The organism is Humitalea sp. 24SJ18S-53, from assembly GCF_050632385.1.
Lineage (GTDB): Bacteria > Pseudomonadota > Alphaproteobacteria > Acetobacterales > Acetobacteraceae > Humitalea.
In genome coordinates, this window is record NZ_CP192599.1 from 81346 (window position 1) to 105540 (window position 24195).

Annotated in this window: 19 protein-coding genes; 8 read left to right on the forward strand and 11 right to left on the reverse strand. The window is 68.1% G+C overall.

Annotation, left to right across the window (positions count from 1 at the left end):
• Window positions 1-23: 23 nt before the first annotated feature.
• Window positions 24-323: a hypothetical protein gene (locus ACQW02_RS00400; protein WP_431283297.1), complete on the forward strand. Its 300-nt coding sequence runs from the start codon at window positions 24-26 to the stop codon at window positions 321-323.
• 39 nt (window positions 324-362) lie between these two features.
• On the opposite strand, the gene ACQW02_RS00405 is transcribed toward ACQW02_RS00400, so the two are convergent.
• The 3 genes from ACQW02_RS00405 to ACQW02_RS00415 are packed head-to-tail and all read right to left on the reverse strand — an operon-like array spanning window position 363 to window position 4119.
• Window positions 363-2054 carry an ABC transporter permease gene (locus ACQW02_RS00405; RefSeq protein ID WP_431283298.1) on the reverse strand — a complete coding sequence of 564 codons (1692 nt, stop codon included), beginning with the start codon at window positions 2052-2054 and terminating at the stop codon, window positions 363-365.
• Window positions 2054-3094, reverse strand: a complete 1041-nt coding sequence (locus tag ACQW02_RS00410) for an extracellular solute-binding protein (RefSeq protein ID WP_431283299.1) — start codon at window positions 3092-3094, stop codon at window positions 2054-2056. Before ACQW02_RS00410 ends, ACQW02_RS00405 begins: the two co-directional genes overlap by 1 nt.
• Entirely contained in the window at window positions 3091-4119 is a 1029-nt protein-coding gene (locus ACQW02_RS00415; RefSeq protein WP_431283300.1) for an ABC transporter ATP-binding protein, read from the reverse strand. Before ACQW02_RS00415 ends, ACQW02_RS00410 begins: the two co-directional genes overlap by 4 nt.
• A gap of 235 nt (window positions 4120-4354) precedes the next feature.
• On the opposite strand from ACQW02_RS00415, the gene ACQW02_RS00420 reads away from it, so the two are divergent.
• Genes ACQW02_RS00420 through ACQW02_RS00435 form a run of 4 tightly spaced genes read left to right on the forward strand, consistent with a single transcriptional unit; the run spans window position 4355 to window position 8247 of the window.
• Window positions 4355-5368, forward strand: a complete 1014-nt coding sequence (locus ACQW02_RS00420; protein ID WP_431283301.1) for an ABC transporter substrate-binding protein — start codon at window positions 4355-4357, stop codon at window positions 5366-5368.
• Complete coding sequence (locus ACQW02_RS00425) at window positions 5355-6113, forward strand: ABC transporter ATP-binding protein (RefSeq protein WP_431283302.1); 759 nt, start codon at window positions 5355-5357, stop codon at window positions 6111-6113. Before ACQW02_RS00420 ends, ACQW02_RS00425 begins: the two co-directional genes overlap by 14 nt.
• Entirely contained in the window at window positions 6110-6949 is an 840-nt protein-coding gene (locus ACQW02_RS00430; RefSeq protein WP_431283303.1) for an ABC transporter permease, read from the forward strand. The genes ACQW02_RS00425 and ACQW02_RS00430 overlap by 4 nt, the downstream gene beginning before the upstream one ends.
• Window positions 6946-8247: a cytosine deaminase gene (locus tag ACQW02_RS00435; RefSeq protein ID WP_431283304.1), complete on the forward strand. Its 1302-nt coding sequence runs from the start codon at window positions 6946-6948 to the stop codon at window positions 8245-8247. The genes ACQW02_RS00430 and ACQW02_RS00435 overlap by 4 nt, the downstream gene beginning before the upstream one ends.
• On the opposite strand, the gene ACQW02_RS00440 is transcribed toward ACQW02_RS00435, so the two are convergent.
• A complete protein-coding gene (locus ACQW02_RS00440) occupies window positions 8248-8829 on the reverse strand; it encodes an NAD(P)H-dependent oxidoreductase (protein ID WP_431283305.1) in 582 nt (193 codons plus the stop codon).
• Between the two features lie 50 nt (window positions 8830-8879).
• Between ACQW02_RS00440 and ACQW02_RS00445 the strand changes: the two genes are divergently transcribed.
• Both ACQW02_RS00445 and ACQW02_RS00450 read left to right on the forward strand, forming a co-directional pair.
• Window positions 8880-9314, forward strand: a complete 435-nt coding sequence (locus tag ACQW02_RS00445) for a cupin domain-containing protein (protein WP_431283306.1) — start codon at window positions 8880-8882, stop codon at window positions 9312-9314.
• Complete coding sequence (locus tag ACQW02_RS00450) at window positions 9311-9895, forward strand: NAD(P)H-dependent oxidoreductase (RefSeq protein ID WP_431283307.1); 585 nt, start codon at window positions 9311-9313, stop codon at window positions 9893-9895. The genes ACQW02_RS00445 and ACQW02_RS00450 overlap by 4 nt, the downstream gene beginning before the upstream one ends.
• On the opposite strand, the gene ACQW02_RS00455 is transcribed toward ACQW02_RS00450, so the two are convergent.
• Complete coding sequence (locus ACQW02_RS00455; RefSeq protein ID WP_431283308.1) at window positions 9892-10644, reverse strand: amino acid ABC transporter permease; 753 nt, start codon at window positions 10642-10644, stop codon at window positions 9892-9894. The two genes, ACQW02_RS00450 and ACQW02_RS00455, sit on opposite strands and share 4 nt — an antisense overlap.
• A gap of 89 nt (window positions 10645-10733) precedes the next feature.
• Between ACQW02_RS00455 and ACQW02_RS00460 the strand changes: the two genes are divergently transcribed.
• A complete protein-coding gene (locus tag ACQW02_RS00460) occupies window positions 10734-11531 on the forward strand; it encodes a transporter substrate-binding domain-containing protein (protein WP_431283309.1) in 798 nt (265 codons plus the stop codon).
• Here ACQW02_RS00460 and glgX read toward each other — a convergent pair.
• The 6 genes from glgX to ACQW02_RS00490 form a co-directional block, all read right to left on the reverse strand.
• The gene (gene glgX / locus ACQW02_RS00465; protein ID WP_431283310.1) at window positions 11521-15456 is read right to left on the reverse strand and encodes a glycogen debranching protein GlgX; all 3936 of its coding nucleotides are present in this window, start codon (window positions 15454-15456) and stop codon (window positions 11521-11523) included. The two genes, ACQW02_RS00460 and glgX, sit on opposite strands and share 11 nt — an antisense overlap.
• Window positions 15456-16892 (reverse strand): glycogen synthase GlgA, encoded by a 1437-nt coding sequence (gene glgA / locus ACQW02_RS00470; protein ID WP_431283311.1) that lies wholly within the window; start codon window positions 16890-16892, stop codon window positions 15456-15458. The genes glgX and glgA overlap by 1 nt, the downstream gene beginning before the upstream one ends.
• Window positions 16892-18115 carry a glucose-1-phosphate adenylyltransferase gene (gene glgC / locus ACQW02_RS00475; protein ID WP_431283312.1) on the reverse strand — a complete coding sequence of 408 codons (1224 nt, stop codon included), beginning with the start codon at window positions 18113-18115 and terminating at the stop codon, window positions 16892-16894. The genes glgA and glgC overlap by 1 nt, the downstream gene beginning before the upstream one ends.
• 86 nt (window positions 18116-18201) lie before the next feature.
• Window positions 18202-20394 carry a 1,4-alpha-glucan branching protein GlgB gene (gene glgB / locus ACQW02_RS00480; RefSeq protein ID WP_431283313.1) on the reverse strand — a complete coding sequence of 731 codons (2193 nt, stop codon included), beginning with the start codon at window positions 20392-20394 and terminating at the stop codon, window positions 18202-18204.
• Window positions 20387-22885, reverse strand: coding sequence for a glycogen/starch/alpha-glucan phosphorylase (locus ACQW02_RS00485; RefSeq protein WP_431283314.1), 2499 nt, complete (start codon window positions 22883-22885; stop codon window positions 20387-20389). Before ACQW02_RS00485 ends, glgB begins: the two co-directional genes overlap by 8 nt.
• 113 nt (window positions 22886-22998) lie before the next feature.
• Complete coding sequence (locus tag ACQW02_RS00490) at window positions 22999-24015, reverse strand: Rieske 2Fe-2S domain-containing protein (protein ID WP_431283315.1); 1017 nt, start codon at window positions 24013-24015, stop codon at window positions 22999-23001.
• Between the last annotated feature and the right edge of the window lie 180 nt (window positions 24016-24195).

Here is a 24195-nt window from a genome sequence, read left to right on the forward strand (position 1 = left end):
ACAAGGAAAAGGAGGCCCATCACATGCGCCAGATTCTGAAGACCACGATGTCCGCCGCGACCCTGGGGTTGCTGCTTGCTGCGCCGGCCTTTGCCCAGACGGCGACGACACTCCCGGCGACACCGCCGGCCGCCGCCCGCCCGGCGACGCCGACCGTGACCGCCCCGACCGTGGCCGCCCCGGTCGCGCGCGCCCCGGCAGCCGCCGTGCAGCAGGCTGCCCCTGCCGCCCGCCCGGCCCAGCCGGGGACGGCCGCCACGCCGGCGACGCCACGCCCGCAGGCCGCCGTCCCCGCCGTGCCCAGCACCACCCGCACCAACTGATCGCGTGAAAAGGGGGGTGGGGCCGAAAGCCCCGCCCCCTTACCGCTTCCAGACGCGGTCGAGTGCGACGAAGCGATTGACGATCAGCAGCAACGCCACCGTCAGCAGGATGGTCAGCGTGCTGATCGCGTTGACCGTGTTTTCCAGGCTGAACGCAGCCTCGGCATAGATCCGCACCGGCAGGGTCTGCAGCCGCGCGGTGGTGAGGAAGGCGGTCACCGTCACCTCGCCGAAGGAAATCAGGAAGCCCAGCAGCCCCGCGACGAAGATGCCGGGTGCCAGTTGCGGCAGCACCACCCGCTGGAACACGCGCCAGGGCGCTGCGCCCAAGCCGCCGGCGGCTTCCTCCAACGCCCGGTCCAATGCGGCGACCGAGGCCCGCAGCATCGCCAGGGTAAAGGGCGCGACCAGCACCACATGCACCGCCAGCATGCCGATGAACGGCGGAATGGCCGAAAACCATTGCAGCAGCTTCAGCATGCCCAGCCCGATGGCGATGCCGGGCAGCGCCAGCGGTAGCATCAGCCCCGCCCCCAGCGCGTCGCGGCCCCGGAACCCGCCGCGCACCAGCGCGAAGGCGGCAGGGAGCGAGATCGCCAGCGACAGCGCAACCGCCCCCGCCGCCAGTTTCGCGCTGGTCCAGGCGTCGCTGAGGTAGCGATCGTTTTCCAGGATCATCGCATACCAGCGCCAGGTGAAGCCGCGGAACTGCGCGACCGACGCCTGCGGCGTGTCGTTCACCGAGGCGACGGCGACCAGGATCAAGGGGAAGAGCAGCAGGAACAGCCCGATGCCCAGCAGTGCGCGGCTGACCCAGGGGGCGATCGCCTCCAGCACGGTCTCGACCGCGCGCGGCAGCACCAGCGGCCTGCCGGGCCGGCGCTGCCCGATCCAGGGCGTGAACCGCCCGACGACGAAGGAAATCAGGAAGGCCGCGGCGACCGAGGCGGCCATCATCAACACCGCCAGCGCCGAGGCCAGCGGGTAGTTCAGGATCTCCAGGCCTTCTTTGTAGACGACCATGGCCGAGACATAGACTTTTCGCCCCCCGACCAGCGTCGCGGAGACATAGGCGGTGGAGGCCAGCAGGAAGACCACGGTCAGCCCGGCGCGCAGCCCTTGCAGTGAAAGCGGGAGCGTCACGCGCAAAAAGATCATGGCGGGGCCGGCGCCCAGGCCGGCGGCGGCTTCGGGCAGGCGGCGGTCCTGGCCCTCCAGCACGTCATACAGCGCCAGCACCAGGAAGGGCATGAAGACCTGGGTCAGCGACAGCCCGACCGCGAACCAGCCGAAGAGCATGTTGGGGCGCGGAAAGCCAAGCCCCATCACGCCTTGGGCGATGAAACCCGTCGGCGACAGCAGCAGGATGATGCCGAGGGATCGCACCACCACATTCGTCAGCAGCGGCACCAGCACGCAGGCGAAGCCCAGTGGGCGCCACCTGGCCGGCAGGCGCGTCAGCCACAGCGCGACCGGATAGGCGAGCACCGCCGAAATCGCGGTGACCACGGCGCCCATCAGCAGCGTGTTGAGGAAGGTGCGGACGTAGAAACTGTCGCCCAGCAGTTCCGCGTATTGCGTGCCGGCTGGGATGAAGGACAGCGGCGCGAAAGGTTCGGGGCTGTCCTGCACGCTCATCAACGCGACCGCGGCCAGCGGGGCGGCAAACGCCGCCAGCAGCCACAGTGTGTAGGGCAGCGCGCCCAGAGGGCCGCTGCCCTGCTTCTGCATCAGCCGGCGATCTCCCGCGTGAAACGGCTGGACCAACGCGGCTGGTTGCGGATCACCACATCCCAGTCGAAATCGACCAACTTGCCGACCGCCTCCTGCCCGATCACCAGCTTGGCGGCAAGATCGGGCGGCAGGTCCACGTTGTTGACGGTGGGCGAGTAGTAGATGCGCTCGGCATAGGCGCGCTGGCAGGCGGGTGCCAGGTGCAGGTTCACCCAGGCCTCGGCCAGCGCCTGCTTCTGGGTGCCGACGGTGATGCAGGCGACGTTGGTGGCAAGGGCCTGGCCCTCGGTCGGGTCGGCGATCACGATGTTCGGGTTGCGGGTTTCCGCATATTGCCGGGTGAAGGAGCCGAATTCGACCGAAGCGGCCCCGACTTCCTGGTCGAACATCGCGTAGAGCTGGTCCTGGCTGCCCTGGATCGCGGCAAAGGGCTTCAGCGCCGCGATGTTGGTGAAGGCCGGGTCGATGTTGGTCTCGCTGCCACCAAAGATTTTTGCCGCCATCAGCAAGGCCGCGGTGCCCTGCGCGCCCGGGTAGGACGGCCAGATCACCTTGCCCTTCAGGTCATCGCGCCAGAAATCGCGCCAGGAGGTCATGGGGGCGGCGACCTTGCGGCGGTCATAGACGATGGTGACCGGGTTGATCGCGACGCCGTAGCCGCCGAGCCGTGCCACCGGGTAGAGGTTCGCGGCGTTCGGGACGTTGTTGTTGACCTCCTGCGTCACGCCATCCTTCACCGCCTGGCGGCTTTCGAAGATGTTCAGGTAGACGAGGTCGAAGGACGGCCGGCCGCGTTCGGCATAGGCGCGGGCCCGGCGTTCCGGCGTGCCGCCCAGGACGAAATTGATCTTCACGCCGTATTGCTGTTCGAGCGGGGCCACGCAGAATTCGCGCACGATGCGTTCCTGCATGCCGCCCCAGATGCCGACGGTCAGTTCATCGCCACGGCGGATCTGCGCGACGGCGTTCTGGCCCCAGATGACCGGGGCGGCCAGCGCCGTGCCGAGCGCCCCGCGGCGGGAGATGGTGAGGGTCATGATGCGACTCCTTGGGATGTTTCGATCCAGGCAATGGCGTCCGGCCAACCCGCAACCCGCACCGGCTGGCCCGGGGCAAAAGCGGCCTCGGTCGTGGGGCGGATCACGCGGATGCGGTGCGGCCCGGCGGTGACCTCATAGCCGATGGTGTCGCCCAGCCAGGCGGCTTCGGCAACCACGGCGGGGACGGAAAAGGGTGCGTCGGTCGAGGCCCCGGCCGGCAGCAACTGCAACCGGGCAGCGCGCAGCACGAGGTGGGAGGCGCCGGGGGGTGTCGCCATGGAAATCCCGGCGGCGGGCAGGGGGATGACGCTGCGCGCGCCCAGGAAACTGGCGGTAAACACGTCGCGCGGGTGTTCCGACAGGCTGCGCGGATCGGCGCATTCGACCAGGCGCCCGGCCTGCATCACCGCGATCCGGTCGGCCAGGGCCAGGGCTTCCTCCTGGTCGTGGGTCACGAACAGGGTGGTGATGCCGAGGCGGCGGCGCAGGCGGTCGATCTCCGACCGCATCTCTCCGCGCAGGGAGGCGTCGAGGTTGGACAGCGGTTCGTCCAGCAGCAGCAGGTCGGGTTCGGTGACCAGCGCCCGGGCCAGGGCGACGCGCTGTTGCTGCCCGCCCGACAATTGCGACGGCCAGCGGTCGGCCAGCGCGGCAAGCCCCACCATGTCCAGCGCCGCCGCCACCCGGCGGTCGCGTTCCGCCCGGCCGACGTGGCGCATTTCCAGCCCGAAGACCACGTTGCCGGCGACCGTCATATGCGGGAACAGGGCATAGGCCTGGAACACCATGCCGATGGCGCGGCGGTGCGGCGGGTCGCGTTCGATGCGCCGGTCGCCCAGGGTGATGCCCCCGGCATCCGGTGCGATGAAGCCCGCGACCATGCGCAGGGTGGTCGTCTTGCCGCAGCCCGAGGGGCCGAGCAGGGCGATGCATTCGCCGCGCGCGACCTCCAGCGTCAGGCCGGAGACGGCCGTCGCGGTGCCGTAGCGTTTGGTGAGTGTATCGAGAATGAGATGTGTCACGCCGCAGATTTGCCCGGGTCCAGGCCCGGGCGGAAGGGGGCGGGGGGCGGTGTCGGGGATAAACGGCGCCCCCGATGCCCGAACTTGCGGCACCGCTGCCCATCCTGGCGGCAGCCAAGCCCCGGCCAGGCGTGGCGGCCCGGTGGCGCGTCCTTGCCGGCCGGGCGCCAGATGCCAGATGCTGGCGAACCCCCATCCGGGTGTGCCATCAAGGTCCAAAGCCGGGAGCCAAGCCATGCCGACCAAGTTCCGGATCGAACGTCGCGCGCTGTTGGGCGGCACGCTCGCCTCCGCCCTTGTGCCCGTGGCGGGTGCCCGGGTGTCGGCGCAGACGCTGGACCGCGTGTCCTTCCAGACCAACTGGCGGGCGCAGGCCGAGCATGGCGGCTATTATCAGGCGCTCGCGGCCGGCATCTACCGCCGCCATGGCATCGACCTGGACCTGCGGATGGGCGGCCCGCAGCAGAACCCGGCGCAGGTGCTGCTGGCGGGGCGGGTCGATTTCATCATGTCGAACGGCTTCCAGGCGATCTCCTACGTGCGGGAGAACCTGCCGTTCCTGACCATCGGGGCGATCATGCAGAAGGATCTGCAGATCCTGATGGCGCATCCCAACGCCGGCAACGACACGTTCGAGGCGATGCGCGGCAAGCCGATCATGATCGGCGCCGCCGGAAGGGTGACCTACTGGCCGTTCCTGCGTGCGAAATTCGGCTACACGGACGAACAGATCCGTCCCTACACATTCAACATCCAGCCCTTCCTGGCCGATCGGAATGCGATCCAGCAGGGGTTCCTGTCCTCCGAACCTTATTCCGCGATGCAGGCGGGGGTGACGCCGAAGGTGCATCTGATTGCCGATGCCGGGTTTGAAACCTACCAGACCACCATCGACGTCAGCCGCCGCATGGTGACCGAGAAGAAGGATTTGGTGCAGCGTTTCGTGACCGCGACGATCGAGGGCTGGACGCAATACATGGCCGGCCAGGATGTCGGCGCCGCCAATGATCTGATCAAGCGCGACAATCCGGAAATGGACGACGCCAAGATCGCCTATGCGGTGCGGGTGATGAACGAGAACGGCATCGTGCGGTCCGGCGATGCGCTGACCCTGGGCATTGGCGCGATGAGCGACGCGCGCTGGGAACGCTTCTACCAGACCCTGGTATCGGTCGGCGTCAATCCGCCGGGGCTGGACGTCAAGCGCGCCTATAGCCTGGATTTCGTGAACCAGCGTGTCGGGGTTTAGCCCCGCGATCCAACTCGACGGCGTGGCCAAGCGCTACGCCAACGGGACGCTGGCGGTGCAGAAGGTCGACTTCTCCGTGGGGCATGGGGATTTCGTGTCGCTGCTGGGGCCATCCGGCTGCGGCAAATCCACGCTGCTGCGGATGATCGCGGGGCTGATCCCGCCCAGTGAAGGCGACATCACCGTATCGGGTGGCGCGGGGCCGGAGGCGCTGGGCTTCGTCTTTCAGGAACCGACCCTGATGCCCTGGGCGACGGCCCAAAAGAATGTGCGGCTGCCGCTGGACCTGTTGGGCGTCGGGCGGTCGGAAGCCGAGGCGCGGGCGGCCGAGGCATTGGCCAGCGTCGGGTTGAAAGGCTTTGAAAAATCCTATCCGCGCGCCCTGTCGGGGGGGATGCGCATGCGCGTGTCCATCGCGCGCGGCCTGGTGACGAAGCCGCGGCTGCTGCTGATGGACGAACCCTTCGCCGCGCTGGACGAGATCACCCGCTTCCGGCTGAACAACGACCTGCTGACCCTGTGGGAGGCCCAGAAATTCACCGTCGTCTTCGTCACGCATTCGGTGTTCGAAAGCGTCTATCTGTCCCGCCGCGTCGTGGTGATGGGCGCGCGGCCGGGGCGGGTGGTCGCGGACCTGGACGTGGCCGAACCTTATCCGCGGGGTGAGGAGTATCGGACCTCCGCGATCTATGCGTCCCACACGCGGGACGTGTCCCACGCCTTGCACCAGGCGATGGCGGCATGAGCGATATCGTCGGCCCGCCGCCGGCCGAAAAGACCTTTGGAGGGCTGACCGGTGAAGGCTGGCTGCGCATCATCGCGCCCATGATCATCGGCATCCTGGCCTTGGCCGGCTGGGAAATCGCGGTGCGGGTGAAGGAGGTCCCGACCTATATCCTGCCAGGCCCCATCCTGATCGCGCAGACCCTGGTGCGGGACTGGTCGTCGTTGGCGGTCAGCCTGGGCATCACCTTGCAAATCACCTTTGCCGCGCTGATCGCGGCGGCGGTGCTGGGGTTGCTCATCGCGATCCTGTTCGCGCAATCGCGCATCATCGAATTGTCGCTGTTCCCCTATGCGGTGATCTTGCAGGTGACGCCGATTGTCGCCATCGCGCCGCTGATCATCATCTGGGTGGATGACGTCCGGCTGGTGCTGCTGATCTGCGCCTGGATCGTGGCCTTTTTTCCGATCCTGTCGAATACGACCCTGGGGTTGAACAGCGCGGACCATAATCTGCTGGACCTGTTCCGGCTGTATCGCGCGTCGCGCTGGCAAGTGCTGTGGCGGCTGCGGCTGCCATCGTCGATGCCATACTTTTTGGCCGGGCTGCGGATCGCCGGGGGGCTGTCGCTGATCGGCGCGATCGTCGCGGAATTCGTGGCGGGGACGGGGGGGCGGGCCTCGGGCCTGGCCTATCGGATTCTGGAGGCCGGGTACCAGTTGCAGATTCCGCGCATGTTCGCGGCATTGGTGCTGGTGTCGGCGACCGGGATCGCGATCTTCCTGGCGCTGTCGCTGCTGTCGCATCTGCTGCTGCGCTCCTGGCATGAGAGCGCCTTGAAACGGGACAAGTCATGACGGATTTTTGGCTGACGAATGGCCGCGCGCATGGCGCGGTGGTAGATGGGTTTGCCGAACCCGCCGACCAGGATGGTTTCTTGCGCCTGGATATCCGCATCGAGGACGGGCGCATCGCGGCGCTCGCCCCCCTGGGCAGCGCAGCCGAGGGGCAGGATTTGCGCGGCGGTATCGTCTTCCCCGGCTTCGTCGATGCCCACACCCATATCGACAAGGGGCACATCTGGCCGCGGGCGCCGAATGTGGACGGCAGCTTTTTGGGGGCGCTCACCGCCGTCATGGCCGACCGCACCGGGCGCTGGACGCCGGAGGACATGACCGCCCGCGCCGATTTCGCCCTGCGCTGTGCGCTGGCCCATGGCACGGTCGCGATCCGCACGCATCTGGACACCTATGCCGAACACGCCCCCGTCACCTGGGCGATGTTTTCCCGCCTGCGCGATGCCTGGGCCGAGCGCATCGCCTTGCAAGCGAGCAGCATCGCGCCGCTGGACCGGTTCTGGGGAGATGAGGGCACGATGATCGCCGATACCGTCGCCCAATACGGCGGTATTCTCGGCATGGTCACGCGCCTGACCGGCGGCGTGCATGACGCGATGCCCGATGAATTCCAGCCCATGCTGGACCGCTTCTTCGACCTGGCTGAGGCGCGCGGGTTGGATATGGACCTGCACGTCGATGAAAGCGGCGAAACCGGCGCGCGTGCTTTGCGTGAAATCGCGCTGACCGCCATGCGCCGCGGGTTCAAGGGTCGCATCCAATGCGGTCATTGCTGCGCCCTGTCGATGCAGTCTGAAGACTACGCCATCGAGACGGTCAAGGCCGTCGCCGATGCCGGCATCGCCATCGTCGTGCTGCCGATGTGCAACATGTATCTGCAGGACCGCGTGCCCCACCGCACCCCGCGCTGGCGCGGCGTGACGCTGGTGCATGAATTGGCGGCGGCCGGGGTGGCCGTGTCCTTCGCATCGGATAATACCCGCGATCCCTTCTATGCCTATGGCGACCTGGACATGCTGGAGGTGCTGCGCGAGGCGACGCGCATCCTGCATCTGGACCATCCGGTCGGCGCCTGGCCGGCGGCGGTATCGCGCGTGCCGGCCGAGGTTTGCGGTTTTGACGCCGGGGTGTTGCGGGTCGGGGCGGTGGCCGACCTGGTGCTGACGCGCGCCCGTATGGCGACGGAGTTGCAGAGCCGCCCCTGGCACGACCGCGTGGTGCTGCGCGCCGGAAAGGTGCTGGATGCGACCGTGCCCGATTACGCGGAACTGGATTCCGTCACCGGTTTCGCCGGCTGATCACCAGCGCGAAAAATGCGCGCGCACGCGGTCCAGGTGCCGGGTCAGTTCCGGCCGCGTGCGCCGGTCCATCGCATGCAGGTACAGCCAGTCCAGCCGGCAGCCCTTGGCACACAGCCGCCGGATGCCGCGCGAAAACAACCGGTAGTCGCCCCAGCCAATGAACCACAGCAGCCACAGCGGCGATCCGTAACTCGTCACCACCGCGATGCGCCGGATGTTGGTCAGGGCGGGTTGGATCGCGCCCTCGCCCAGCGAAAACGCCACGCCTGGCGCCCAGATCCGGTCCAGCCAGCCCTTCAGCATCGCCGGCAGCCCGTACCACCAGGTGGGATAGACCAGCACCAGCGCCTCGGCCGCGCGCAGATCGGCGACGTGGTCCTCGATGCCCAGCAGGTTGTCGGGCACGTCATGGTAGCGGCCGCGTTCTTCGGCCGAGAGAGCGGGCGAAAAACCCTCGGCATAGAGGTCACGCAGCGTGACTGTGTGCCCCGCCGCCTGCAAACTGGTGGTCACGACATCCCGCTGGGCCGCACAAAAGCTGTCGCCGCGCGGGTGGCAATAGATGACAAGGATCTGCATACCGCATGATCCCTCCTGGCCCGTCTCCCTGCAACAGAGGCCCTCGACGCATGATGCCCGCCCCCGTCCTGTCCCGCCGTGCCGCCGATCTGCGCGGTTTCCGAATCTCGCCCAAGGACCAGAACTATTTTGCCTGCATTTTCGATCCCATCGCCGATGGGGTGAGCTTCACCCTGGTCGTCGAAATCTTCCTGCCCGGCGGCGCCACCCCGCCCAATACGCATGCCGAGGCGGAGGAATGTTTCTTCGTCCTGTCCGGCACCGGCATCGCCAAGGCAGGCGGTGAGACCATGCCGATCGGGCCTGGCGATTCCTTCGTCCTGCGCCCCGGCACCGAGCATGTCGTGGTGAACACCGGGGCGGAAAAGCTCTATTGCCTGACCATGATGACGCCGAATGAGGGCTTTGCCGAACTGATCCGCAACGGCACCCCGGTCGAATTGACGCCCGAGGATCGCGCGATCATCGCCGGCGGCGGTCGGTGAGGATCCTCTACCTCTACGCCCATCCGCTGGCCGAGAGTTTTCACGCCGCCATCAAGCAATCCGCGTTGGATGGACTGCTGGCGGCGGGCCATGAGGTGGATTTTTGCGACCTCTATGCGGAAAACTTCAACCCGGTCCTGTCGGCCGAGGAACGTCGCAACTACCACGCCGTGCCCGATAACCGAGGGCCGGTCGAGGCCTACGTGCTGCGGCTGGAGGCGGCCGAGGCGCTGGTGCTCTCCTACCCCACCTGGTGCTTTGGCCTGCCCGCCATCCTGAAGGGTTGGTTCGACCGCGTGCTGCTGCCTGGCGTGTCCTTCACCCTGGGCGAGGATGGCATCGCGCGGCCGGCGCTCACGCATATCAAGAAAATCGCCGGCATCAGCACCTATGGCCGGCCGCGCTGGACCGCGCTGATGATCGGCGATCCGCCGCGCAAAGCGGTGACGCGGTACCTGTACATGATCACCGGGGCGAAGGCGTCGGTGGACTACATCGCGCTGTATGACATGAACCGGGCCGATCTGCGCCGGCGCATGGCGTTTCTCGATACCGTGCGCGGGCGGATGGCGGCGTTCTAGCGTTCCGCGCTCAGCCGCTGGTCCGCACCCATGCGCCGTTCCAATGCGCGCACGGCAAAAGAAATCGCCAGGATCAGCACCAGGTATTCCAGGATCAGGATGCTGTAGAGTTCCAGCGGCCGGAACACCGTCACCACCAGTTCATTCGCCTTCCTGGTCAGTTCCGGAAAGCCGATGACGCTGGCCAGCGACGACATTTTCACGACATAGATGAACTGGTTCGCGATCGGCGGCAGCACGCGGCGGATCGCCTGCGGCAGCACGATGAAGCGCATGACGTGCCAGCGCGACAGGCCCAACGCCATCGCCGCCTCGCGTTGTCCCAATTCGACCGACTGGATGCCGGCGCGCAGGATTTCGGCCTCGAAGGCGGAATCGCAGACCGCGATGGCGATCACCGCGGCGGTAAACACCGACAGCCGCACATCCAGCACGACCGGCAGCCCGTAATAGGCCCAGAGCAGCATCACCAGGATCGGCACCGCCCGGAACAATTCCACCCAGCCGCGGTTCAGCCAGCGCAACGGCCGCATGCTGGAAAACCCCGCCATGCAGATGAAAAACCCCATGACCAGCGATGCGCCCATGGCGGCCAGCGACAGCGGGATGGTTGCCGTGAAGCCCGACAGCAGGAACCACAGGTTGGCGGCCCCGCGCGGATCGGCCGGGTTCACGATATGCCAGGCCCAGGTCCCGCCGCAGCCCATCAGGGGCAATGCCAGCAGGACCGGCCAGAAGCGCGCTATCATCGCAACCCTTTCAGAAACCGGTGCATGATCGTATCTCGCGCTATCGGCACCGGGCGCAACCGGCGCGGGATCAAAAGGGCCTTTTCGCCATGAACCGTCGTGACCTTTCTGCCGCCGCCCTGCTGGGGGTACCCTTCGCCATGGCGGCCACGCCCGTGCAGGCGCAAGCGGCCGGCCGGGGACGTCTGGAGGTGATCCAGGCCGCCGGCCGCATCCGCTTCGGCACCACGGGCGACTTCAACCCGATGTCCTTCCGCGACCCCGCGACCCGTGCCTATGCCGGGCATCAGATCGAGGCCGCCGAACAATTGGCGCGCGACATGAACGTCCGCGCCGAATTCGTCGCCACCGATTGGCGCACCCTGATCAACGGCTTGCAGGCCGATCAATACGACGCGGTGTTCACCGGCACGTCGATGAGTGTCGCGCGGGCGATGGCCGCGTCCTTCACCACGCCCTGGGGCCGCAATGCCTTCGTGCCGCTGGTGCGGCGCCAGGATGCGAACAAGTTCGCCGACTGGAACGCGCTGAATGCGCGCGGCGTCACCATCGGGACCAACCTTGGCACCACGATGGAACAATTCGTCCAGCAGGCGCTGCCGCAGGCCACCCTGCGCCGTGTCGAAAGCCCGGCGCGCGACTGGCAGGAACTTTTGAGCGGCCGCGTCGATGCGACCATGAGCAGCCTGATCGAGGCCGCCTTCCTGACGCGCGAATACCCGCAACTGGTGTCGCTCTTCACCACCCAGCCGCGCAACCCGATCCCGATGGCCTTCCTGACCATCAACGACCCGGTCTTCGTGAATTTCCTGAACGCCTGGATCGTGATCCGTCAGGCCAGCGGCTTCTTTGACGACATCGGCCGCAAGTGGGGCGTCACGGCCTGAGTTTTCGCATCGCGGCCAGGATCGCGGCGCCATAGGGCGTCGTGGCCAGGCCGTCGACCGGCACGGAGAGCCGGCGGCGCCAGTTCGGGCGCTCCCGGTCCGTGCCGGGCAGGTTCACCGCCATGGTCTCCCGCACCAGGTCGTCGGCCTGGACGAAGGCCAGGGCGGCGTCGCTGCCGGCGATGGCCGCGTGGATGGCGGCAGCAAGGGCGGGGGTCATGGCTGGGTCTGCCTCGCCCGCCCAAAGCCCGGCTTCCACCAGCATCACCAGCAGGGCGGCCTTGTCGGCGGCCCGGTCATCGCTGGCGTCCAGCCCGATGGCCTTGCGTTCGGCGATATCCGCACCCTGCCACCAGCCGACCAGGGTCGGCAGGTCATGGGTCATGACATGCACGGCGGCATTGGCGGGCAGCGTCGCGGGTTGGCGGAAGGTGGCGCCGTCGCGTTCGAACAGCAGGACGCGGGTGGAGAGCACGCCGGCACCGGCCAGGGCCTCGGCCATGCCGTCCGGCACGGTGCCCAGGTCCTCGCCGACCACGAGGCAGCGCGCCGCCTGGCTTTCCAGCGCGACATGGCCCAGCAGGTCATCGAGCGGGCGGTCCAGATAGGCGCCATCCTGCCCGCGCGCCCCATCGGGCATCAGGAACAACCGCCGCAGCCCCAGCACATGGTCGATCCGCAGGGCACCCGCATGGCGCATATTGGCGGCGAGCAGGGCGGCGAAACTGGCGTGGCCCTCGCGCGCCTCGGCCAAGGGATCGGGCGGGGGCAGGGCCCAGACCTGGCCATTGGCGGCGAAGGCATCCGGCGGCGCACCGATCGACAGGCCCTTCAGCAGCCCGGCCTGGTTGGCCCAGGCTTCGACGCCATCGGGCGCGCAGCCGACGGCCAGGTCGCGGTAGAGCCCGATCTCCAGCCCCGACGCGGCGGCGGCCCCGAGGTCGGTATCTGCGCGGAACTGCAGCCAGGCGTGGAAGGCGACGCGCGACCCATGCTGGGCCGCGAATTCCGCCAGTCCGGCCGGGTCACGGTCGCGCAGCGCCGCCGGCCAGCGCCGCCAATCGGCCCCCAGGGCGGTTTCGGCGATGGCCTGGAAGGTCGCGAAGTGCTCCAGCGCCGCGCCACCCGCCGTGCGGAAGGCGGCGAAGCCCGGGTCTTCCGGGGCGAAACCCGCTTCCAGCGCGGCGCGCCGGGCCTGCCAGACGGCGGGGTAATCCACCAGCGCGCCGCCCGGATGGGCGGGGCCGAGGCCGATCAGCATCGGGTCCAGGAAACGCCGGTCGGAGGGGTGGTAGGGGCTGGCCCTGTCGCGGTCCTGCGGGAACAGCATGTGCAGCGGGTTCAACCCCAGCACGGCGGCCCCGGTCGCCGCCGTGGCGCGTGCCATGGTGGCGAGGGTCGCCAGGTCGCCCATGCCGCGATCGAGCCCGTCGCGCAGCGTGTAGAGCTGCGCCGCGATGCCAAAGCGCCGCCCGCCATCCGCCAGTGCTTCGGGCCAGAAACCGCGCGACGGGGCCAGGGTCAGGAGGCAGGAGGCGTCCGGTGCGCTGTCCAGGCGCAGCACATGCCGCCCCGCCGGCAGCGGCGGCAGCGGCCACAGGTGCAGCCGGATGCGGGCGCCGTCGGCGGCGATGCGCTCCGCGGCGGGCAATTCCCAGGGATGCAGCAGGTGGTGTTCGGTGCCGCCATCGGCGCGCTGGATGGTGATGCCATCGCGGCGGCCCTCGGGCACGACCAGCGCCAGGTGCCCGCCGGCGCGCAGCACCGCACTGGCGGGGAGAGGGCGGTGGTCGCGGTCCTGGGCGAGGTGCGCCAGGCTGTCGCGCGCCTCGGCGGCGGTGCCGGCGGGCAGGCGCATGGCATGCAGGATGGCGCGGGCGGTGTCGTCCGGCACCGCGTGGCGGGTGCCGTCAAAGCCCCACCATTCGGGCGAGATGCCGGCCGCCGCGGCCAGGCGTGCCAGCGCGTCGTCGTCGGGGCGCGGGGCGTCGCTGATCGTCTCGGCCAGCAAAAGCATGCTGTGTGGCGGCAAGGCCAGGCGATGCCCGGCGACGGGCCCTTGCCGCCTGGGGTCGCTGCTGTCGGCGACCAGGGTCCAGCGGCGGCCGGGGCGGGGCGGGGGAAGTGTCGCCTCGGTCGTGGTGGGCGTGCCCTGGATGGCCACCAGCACGCGGTCATCGGCCGCGGCATCGAACAGGGCGACGAGCAGGGTGCGGCTGTCCCAATCGGCTTCGGCCATCGCCGTGCCATCGGCGCGCAACCAGGCGACATCCTGGGCCACCCCCGTCAGCCATTTCGCGCCATGCAGCGCAGGATGCGCCAGGCGCGCCGCGACCAGCCTGGCGGTGAAGGCCACCAGGTCGCTGTCCATGCCCTGCCAGTCGAACCAGGATGTCGCATTGTCCTGGGCATAGGCGTTGTTGTTGCCGCCCTGGCTGCGCCCGGCCTCATCGCCCATCGACAGCATTGGCGTGCCGCGTGCGGTCAGCAAGGTCATCAGCAGCGCGCGCGCATCGGCGCGACGGCGGGCCAGGATGGCGGGGTCGTCGGTCGGGCCCTCGGCGCCGCCGTTCCAGGAGGCGTTGTCGTCGGTGCCGTCGCGGTTGGATTCGCCATTCGCCGCATTGTGCTTGGTCGTGAAGGCAACGAGGTCGGCCAGCGAAAACCCATCGTGGGCGGTGATGAAATTCAGGCTGTCCGTCGCCGGGCGGTGGCGGCCGGCAAAGATATCGGGGCTGCCGGATAGGCGCGTCGCCAGCGCGCCCAACATGCCGCGATCACCGCGCCAGAAGCGGCGGACGTCCTGGCGAAAGCGGTCGTTCCATTCCGGCTGCCCGGCGCGGAAGGCGCCGAGTTGATAGCCCAAGAACCCGATGTCCCAGGGTTCCATGATCAGCAGGCGGTCGTGCAGCAACGGATCCTGCGCCATCGCCGTCAGCAGCGGCGCGTCGGGGGAAAAGCCATCCGGCCCTCGGCCGAGCGTGGTCGCGAGGTCGAAGCGAAACCCATCCACCCCGGCACCAGCCCAATGCCGCAGCGCATCCATCACCAGCCGCACGACGGCCGGCCGGTCGCAGGCCAGCGTATTGCCGCAGCCCGCGTCATCGACCAGCCGGCCGGTCGAATCCAGCCGGTAGTAGCCCGCCGCATCCAGGCCGCGCAGCGACAGGGTCGGGCCTTGCGCATCGCCCTCACCGGTATGGTTGAAGACGACGTCGAGCAGCACGCCGATGCCGGCCGCGTGCAGGGCGGCGATGGCGGCGCGCACTTCGGCCATCCCGCCCGGCGCCAGGCGTGGGTCGGGGGCCAGGAAGGCGATGGGGTTGTAGCCCCAGTAATTGGTCAGGCCGAGCGGCGGCAGGTGCCGTTCCTCGATCCAGGCGGCGCAGGGCAGCAGTTCGACATGGGTGATGCCCAAACCCACCAGATGCGCGATAGCCGCCGGATGCGCGAGCCCGGCGAAGGTGCTGCGCAGGCCGGGCGGAATACCGGGATGCGTCATGGTGAAACCGCGCACATGCAGTTCCAGGATGACGCGCGGCGCATCGCCCCTTGCCAGCGGCGGGGTGTTCGGAAAGGGCGCTTCGACGATGCCCTTGGGGCAGGCGGGGGCGCTGTCGGCATCCGCGTCGAACATGCGCGGGTCCAGGCGCGGCACGCGGTCCAGCCGCGTCGCATAGGGGTCGATCAGCAGCCGCTTGTCGCCCGCCACCCGCAGCCCATAGCGCGCGCCGATGCCAAGCCCCGCGACATGGCCATGGGCCACATCGCCGTGCCGCCCCGGCAGGCGAAACCGTGCGACTTCCGCGTCGGTATCGTCGAAGATGCAGAACCATACGTCGCCCGGCGCATGCACCGCGACATTGCAGCCGGTCGCGTCGGGCCGGACGCCGAGCGGCCTCGCCCGCCCGGGCGTGACCCGCATCAGCCAGCGATCTCCCGATACAGGGCGGCATAGGCGGCGGCGGGCCTGGTCCAGGAGACATCGCCGCGCATCGCGTTGCGTTGCAGACGCTTCCAGATGCGCGGCTGGCGGTACAGGCTGATGGTGCGCAGGATCGCGGCCTCCAGCATTTCGGCATTGGTGGGGGAGAAGACGATGCCGGTGCCCTGGCCCATCGCCAGCGCTGCCTCATTCGCGTCGATGATCGTGTCGGCCAAGCCGCCGGTGCGGGCGGCCACCGGGACCGCGCCATAGCGCAGCGCCGAAAGCTGCGTCAGGCCGCAAGGCTCGAACCGCGACGGCACCAGCAGCGCATCGCAACCGGCCTGGATCAGATGGGCCAGGCCCTCATCCATCGCGAAGGAGGTGCCGATGCGCCCGGGATGGGCGGCGGCCGCGGCGTTGACGGCATCCTCGATCGGCCTGTCGCCGGCGCCCAGCAGCGCGAGCTGCCCGCCTGCGCCCAGCAGCGCCGGCAGGGCGGCGGGCAGCAGGTCCAGCCCCTTCTGCCAGGACAGCCGGCTGACCACGCCGAACAGCGGTGCGCGCGGGTCGCGGTTCAGCCCCAGGCGCGCCTGCAAGGCCGCCTTGTTGGCCGCGCGCGGGCGCGGATCGGTGGCGTCATAGGTCGCGGCCAGGTGCCTGTCCGTCGCGGGGTTCCAGACATCGGTGTCCAACCCGTTCAGGATGCCGCGCACGACACCGGCCCGTGCGCGCAACAGCCCGTCCAGCCCCATCCCGCCATCGGGCGTGCGGATTTCGGCGGCATAGGTCGGTGACACGGTGGTGACGCGATCGGCCAGCGCCAGCCCGGCCTTGAGGTAGCCGACGCGCCCCCAATGCTCGATCCCATCGACCGAGAAGGCATGCGCCGGCAGGCCGAGGCGCGGCAGGATACCCGCGTCGAACTGCCCCTGGAACGCCAGGTTGTGCACCGTGAACACCGATGCCGCGCGCGGGGGGCCACCGTAATGCAGGTAGGCGATGGCCATGCCGCCCTGCCAGTCATGCGCATGCATCACGGCCGGGGCAAAGCCCGGGATGGCGCCCCGCGCGATGGCATTGCCGGCCGCACCCAATGCCGCGAAACGCAGCGCATTGTCGCCCCAGTCGGCGCCATCCGGCCCGGCGTAAGGCCCGCCCGGGCGCGCGAAAAGATGCGGCGCGTCGAGCACGAAGACCGCGAGCCCCCGTGCCGTCGCCGCCAGGACCCGTGCCTCGCCGCCGAACATCATGCCCAGGTCATGCGCCTCGGCATCGGCCGGCAATGCCGCCATGACGGCGGGGTAGCCCGGCACCAGCGTGGTCATCGCGATGCCATGCGGTGCCAGCGCGGCCGGCAGGGCGCCGGCGACATCGGCCAACCCGCCGGTCTTCACCAGCGGAAACACCTCCGGCACCACCGACAGGACCTGCATCAGTCGACGAGCCGGTCCAGCATCGTCTGGGTGATCAGGACGATGCCGCGATCGGTGCGGCGGAAGCGGCGGGCGTCATCCTCCGGATCCTCACCCACGACCAGCCCGTTGGGGATGCGCACGCCGCTGTCCACGATGCAGTTGGTCAGCCGCGCATGGCGTCCGACATCGGCGCCGGGCAGGATCAACGAACCGCTGATCTGCGCCCAGGAATGCGCGCGGACATTGGTGAACAGCAGGCTGCGCCACACCGCGGCGCCGGAGATGATGCAGCCGCCGGAGACGAGGGACGAAATCGCCTCGCCACGGCGGCCTGGCACGTCATGCACGAACTTGGCCGGCGGCGTCAGTTCGCTGTTGGTCCAGATCGGCCAGTCGCGGTCGAAGAGGTCGAGGTCGGGCACCACATCGGTCAGTGCGATATTCGCTTCCCAATAGGCATCCAGGGTGCCGACGTCCTTCCAATAGGGCGCGGATTCCATGCTGCTGCGCACGCAGGATTTGGTGAAGGGATGGGCGACGGCGCGGCCCGCCTTGACGATCTTCGGGATGATGTCCTTGCCGAAATCGCGCGACGACTGCGGGTCGGCCGCGTCTTCGCGCAGGTAGTCCATCAGCACCTTGGTGTTGAAGACATAGATGCCCATGCTGGCCAGCGACATGTCCGGATTGTCCGGCATGGGCGGCGGTTCGGCGGGTTTTTCGACGAAATCGACGATGCGATTGGCCGCGTCCACGGCCATGACACCAAAACCCGTGGCCTCGGCCAGCGGCACGGCGTGGCAGGCGACGGTGACGTCGGCGCGGCTGTCGGCGTGCTGCTGCAACATGGACTCGTAGTCCATCTTGTAGACGTGGTCGCCGGCCAGGATGACCATGAATTCCGGCTTGTAGGAGTCGATGATGTCGATGTTCTGGAACACGGCATCGGCGGTGCCGGCATACCAGGCGTCCTCTGACACGCGCTGGCTGGCGGGCAGGATATCGAAGGATTCGTTCCGTTCCGGGCGCAAGAAAGTCCAGCCACGCTGCATGTGGCGGATCAGGCTATGCGCCTTGTATTGCGTCGCGACGCCGATGCGGCGGATGCCGGAGTTCAGCGCATTCGATAGTGCGAAATCGATGATGCGCGACTTGCCGCCGAAGAAGACCGCGGGCTTGGCGCGGCGGTCGGTCAATTCCATCAGCCGTGTTCCGCGCCCCCCCGCCAGGACATAAGCCATGGCATGACGAGCCAGAGGGGGACCGAGCGCGGCGGTGCGGGCCATAGTGGGTGCCTGAAAGTTTCGGATGTCACGCTAACCCGGCGTCACGCGCCCTCCCATAGCAAAAACAATGCTGCGAGCGGTGGTAGCAAAAGTTCCACGGATGCCGGCATGCCGTGGCTTGGGGTCGGGACGGCCAGGATCGGGCCGGGATTGCCCAACCCGCTGCCGCCATAGGCGCCGTCATCGCTGTTCAGCACCTGGCGCCAGCGGCCGGCGCGGGGCAGGCCGATGCGGTAGTTTTTGCGGGGCGTCGGGGTCAGGTTGCAGATGACGACGACGGGGGCGTCGTTCTCCTCGCCAAAGCGGGCCCAGGCGAAGACGGATTGGCTGCGGTCCTCGACCACGATCCAGCGGAACCCTTCGGGGTCGTGGTCGCGCGCGTGGAGTGCGGGCAGGCTGCGGTGCAGCCCGTTCAGGTCGCGTACCAGCGCCTGCATGCCCTGGTGCGGGGCATAGGCCAGCAGGTCCCATTGCAGTTCGGCGGCAAAATCCCATTCGCGGCGCTGCGCGAACTCGCCCCCCATGAAGAGCAGTTTTTTTCCGGGATGCCCCCACATCCAGCCGAACAGCGACCGCAGCCCGGCAAAGCGCTGCCAGTCATCGCCCGGCATACGGCCGATCAGGCTGGATTTTCCGTGGACCACCTCATCATGGCTCAACGGCAGGACGAAGGCTTCGTTCCAGGCGTAGAGCAGGCCAAAGGTCAGTTCATTGTGGTGATGCTGGCGATGCACGGGATCGCGGGAGAAAAAGTCCAGCGTGTCGTGCATCCAGCCGAGGTTCCACTTGAACCCGAAGCCCAAGCCCCCTTGCGGCACTGGGCGCGTGACGCCGGCCCAGGCGGTGGATTCCTCGGCCATGATGAGCGCGTCGGGGAACTCCTCGGCGATCACGGTGTTCAGGTGCTTGATGAAGGCGACGGCGTCGGCGTTGTGGTTCGATCCGTCGGGGTTGGGCGCCCATTCGCCCTCCTCCCGTGCGTAGTCGAGGTAGAGCATCGAGGCGACGGCATCGACCCGCAGCCCGTCCAGCCGCGCCAGCCAGTGCAGCGCGCTGGCGATGAGCATGTTGGAGACCTCGCGCCGGCCCCAGTCGTAGATCAGCGTGCCCCATTCGGGGTGGCTGCCGCGCCGTGGGTCGGGGTGTTCGTAGAGGGCCGTGCCGTCGAATTTCGCGAGGCCAAAGGCATCATCTGGGAAATGCGCCGGCACCCAATCCAGCAGCACGCCCAGCCCCGCCGCCCGCGCGGCGGCGATGAAGCGGATGCAGCCGGCCGGATCGCCAAACCGCGCGGTCGGCGCGAAGAGCCCGGTCGGCTGATACCCCCAGGACCCATCGAAAGGGTATTCGGTGATCGGCAGCAGTTCGAGGTGTGTGAAGCCCAGGTCGGCGGCATAGGGCACCAGTGTCTCGGCCAATTCATCCCAGGTCAGGAACCGGCCGCCTGGTCCGCGCCGCCAGGAACCCAGGTGCACCTCGTAGATCGACATCGGTTTTTTGCGCGCGTCACCCTTGGGGGAGGGCGGCGGCGGTGGGATCGGCAGGGGGGGTGAGACGATGGAGGCATTGGCCGGGCGCAGTTCGGCGGCACTGGCGAAGGGATCGGCCTTCAGCGGCAGCACCACGTCGTCGGGGCCGACGAGTTCGTATTTGTAGCGGTCGCCGGGGCCGAGGTCGGGGAGGAAAATCTCCCACACGCCGCTGTCCACGCGCTTGCGCATCGGATGCGCCCGTCCGTCCCAGCGGTTCCAGTCGCCCACGACCGAGACACGCTTGGCATGTGGCGCCCAGACGGCGAAGCGCACGCCCGCGACGGTTTCATGCAGGCAGGGATGCGCGCCCAGGCGTTCGGCGAGGCCGCGATGCGTGCCCTCGATCAGCAGATGATCGTCGAGCGGCCCCAGCGTCGGCCCAAACGCATAGGCATCGCGCAGCGACCAGGTGTCGGCGCCGCGACGGGCGTGCAGGCGGTAGGCGAAGCCCGGGGCGCGATCCGGCGAAAACCCCTCGAAAACCCCGGCCGCGTCGCGTCGGTCCAGCGGGATCGCAGGGGTGCCATCATCGGGAACGGCCTCGGCGGTTTCGGCACCCGGCAGGACCGCGCGGATGACGGTGCCGCCGCCCGCCGCATGCGGGCCGAGCACAGCAAAAGGATCCGCGTGGCGCGCCTGCGCCAGGGCCGTGACCTCTGCTGCCGGAAGCCGCCAGCCGGTCACGGCGGGGCGCTCAGCCACCCACCGGGATATTCCAGATATCCCGGGCGTAGTCGGCGATGCTGCGGTCGGAGGAGAACCAGCCCATATTGGCCGTGTTCAGGATGCTGGACCGCCACCAGGCGGAGGGGTTGTGCCAGCGTTCGCCGACGCGGCGCTGCGCATCCCAGTAGCTGTCGAAATCGGCGGTGACGAGGAAGTAGTCGCCATGCCGCATCGCCTGGGTCAGCGGGCGATAGCGGTCGCGATCGCCTGGCGAGAAGACGCCGCCCTCGATCTGGTCCAGCACCTGTTCCAGCTTCGGGCTGCGCGCGATCACCGGGCCGCTGTCGTAGCCCTTGCGACGGCGTTCGGCGACTTCTTCGGTGGTCAGGCCGAAGATGAAGATGTTGTCGGCGCCGACATGTTCGTGGATTTCGACATTGGCGCCATCCATCGTGCCGATCGTCAGCGCGCCGTTCAGCGCCAGCTTCATGTTGCCGGTGCCGGAAGCCTCCATGCCCGCGGTCGAGATCTGTTCCGACAGGTCGGCCGCCGGGATGATGCGTTCGGCCAGCGAGACATTGTAGTTCGGCAGGAACACCACCTTCAGCCGCCCACGCACGCCGGGATCGTTGTTCACGACGCGCGCCACATCATTCGCCAGGCGGATGATCAGCTTGGCCTGATGGTAAGAGGCCGCTGCCTTGCCCGCAAAGATCTTCACCCGCGGCGACCAGTCGCGCATGGGGTCGGCGCGGATCGCGTCATAGAGCGCGATCGTCTCCATCACGTTCAGCAATTGGCGCTTGTATTCGTGGATGCGCTTGATCTGGATATCGAATAGCGCGTCCGGGTCGATGCGCGTGCCGACCCTTTCCTGAACCAGCGCCGCCAAGGTCACCTTGTTGGCGCGCTTCACGGCAGCGAATTTTTTCTGGAACGTCGGATCGGAGGCCAGCGGGCGCAGTTTTTCCAGCGCATAGGGGTTGTCGAGCACCTCCGGCCCTACCGCTTCGACCAGCAGCTTCGTCAGCGCGGGGTTCGCCTGGTGCAGCCAGCGGCGGAAGGTGATGCCGTTGGTCACGTTCACCAGACGGCCCGGGAACAGCATGTTGAAGTCGCTGAACACCGTCTTCTTCAGCAAATCCGAATGCAGCCCGGACACGCCGTTCACCTTATGCGACCCGACCACCGCCAGATGCCCCATGCGGACGCGGCGGCCGTGGCTTTCCTCGATCAGGGAGACGGAGGATAGCAACCGCCCATCATGGGGATGCGCCTTGTTCACCTCATCCAGGTGCAGCGCGTTGATCATGTAGATGATCTGCATCTGGCGCGGCAGCAGCCGTTCCATCAGCGGCACCGGCCAGGTTTCCAGTGCCTCCGGCAACAGGGTGTGGTTGGTGTAGGAAAAGGTGTTGCGCGTGATGTCCCAGGCCTCGGCCCAGGGGATGGCGTGGCCATCGACCAGGATGCGCATCAATTCGGCGATGGACACCGCCGGATGGGTGTCGTTGAGCTGGATCGACACCTTGTCCGGCAGGGACGCGATGCTGCCGAAGACGCGGATGTGCCGCTTCACCAGGTCCTGCAACGACGCGGAGGCGAAGAAAAATTCCTGCCGCAGCCGCAATTCCAGGCCGGAGGGGGTTTCGTCGGAGGGGTAGAGCACCTTGCTCACCGCCTCCACCCGCATGCGGTCGGCCAGCGCGCCGACGTGGTCGCCGGCGTTGAAGGATTCCAGGCGCAGGATTTCGGGGCCGCGTGCGGACCACAGGCGCAAGGTGTTCACCTGCTTGCCGCGCCAGCCGACGACGGGCGTGTCATAGGCGACGGCATCCACCGTTTCGGCCGGGGTCCAGGTGCGGGGGCCGAGGTCGTCGGCATTCTCCTCCGCTTCCACCTTGCCGCCGAAGCCGATCGTATAGGCGATCTCCGGCCGGGCGAATTCCCAGGGGTTGCCGAAGGCCAGCCAATCCTCGGGGAATTCCTGCTGTACGCCATTGACGATGGCCTGGCGGAACAGCCCGTTCTCATAGCGGATGCCGTAGCCGAAGGCGGGGATGGCCAGGCTCGCCATGCTTTCCATGTAGCAGGCGGCCAGGCGCCCAAGCCCGCCATTGCCCAGCGCCGCATCGGGTTCCTGCCCGCGCACCGCTTCATAATCCGCGCCGAGCGAGGCCAGCGCCTCGGTCACCGCCTCGGTCATGTTCAGGTTGTTGACGTTGTCCGCCAGCAGCCGGCCGATGAGGAATTCCAGGGAGAGGTAATAGACCTGCTTGCGGCCCTGGTTATAGGCCTCCCGCGTTTGCGGCAGCCAGTGGTCCAGGATGCGGTCGCGCACGGCCAGCGCGGTCGCCATGAACCAGTCGCGCTGATTGGCCGCGACCAGGTTCTTGCCGACGGCATAGGTCAGTTTTTCGATGATGTCGGCACGCAGGGATTCTGCATCCAGGCCACGCGGCGGTGCGGGGCTGGGGCCTGGATCGATCGACATATCGCCGCTTTTGGCGAGGGACTCTGGGGTCATGGGTCAGAAAATCCTCAGGCTGGCCAAATGACGGTCGGCACAGGATGCCAGCAAGCCGGGGTGCCGGGGAAGGCCCGGCCTACAACCATTGCGTGAAAGGATGCTTTCCGCCGCTATTCGGCCGCGACCGGTTGTTGGGCCTGATACTCGTCGATCAGGCGCAGCAGGATGCGGCGCATCATGACGCCAGGCTTGTCGGAGGGCATGTTCATCTCGACCCCGGTCTGGTCCAGCGGCACATCCCAGGTGGTGGATTCCAGGATCTCCTTGTCCTCGCTGGTCACCACGCGGTCGAAGGCGATGACGTTTTCCGCCGGCGCATCGGCTTCGGTATCGCTGCGATAGACCCATTGGCAGACCATGGAATGCTGGTCGTCGATCGGGGTCGCCGCCGTGACGATGCTGTGGATCAACCCGTTGGGGTAGGTGATCCGCAGCTTGCGCAGGAAGGGCGCATACCAGCGCGCCCGCATGTGGCGCACGGTGGTGTCGCTGTCCATGTTCAGCAGTGCCTTCTGGGCCTCCGGGTTGCGGACCGGGACTTCGGAGCGGAACAGGAAGCCGTCGGGGAATTCGTCGATCTCCAGCTTGGCGGGTTCGGGATGGCCCTGGTCGCCGAAGGATGCCCGATGCACGAAGGCAAAATGTGCGTTGTCGAATGAATTTTCCATCAACCTGAGCCCGGCGCAGGACCAGGGTTCGTAGAATTCGAAGATCTGGCGGAAGCCCGCGGGTTCTTCCTCGAACTCCGGGATCGCGGTCAGCGGATCGGCCAGCGCGACCCAGACGTAGCCGTAGCGGATGTCGGCGCGATGGCTGGTGACGCCCATGCTGGTGCGGCCCTGGCGGTCCACCGGGCGCTGCGGCACGCGGACCACGACGCCCTGCCGGTCGTATTCCCAGCCGTGGTAGCCGCAGGCCAGCACGCCATTGGCATAAAACCCCTTGGACAGCCTTGCCAGGCGGTGGCAGCAGCGGTCGTCCAGGGCCGCGGGCTGGCCCTCGCCATCGATCCACAGCACCAGGTCGCGGCCCAGCAGGCGAAAGGGCTTTGGGCCTTCCGCCAGATCAGCCACCGGCATCACCGGATACCAGAAATGCTGGAGTAGCGGGGTTTGGGTCACGAGCATCGGGGGCCTCCTGATCTGACGTAGAGGTCGCGCGACGGGGGCGCGCGGCGCAAGGGGCAAGACGCGGCCTGGGGCGCCGGCTGGGCGGTGCCCTGGCGCCGATCTGGGCGGTGTGATGCCGTTTTGAGCAATCGCTCACGGGGTGCACCGTCCGGCGGCCGCTGCTACATCCAGGGGCTG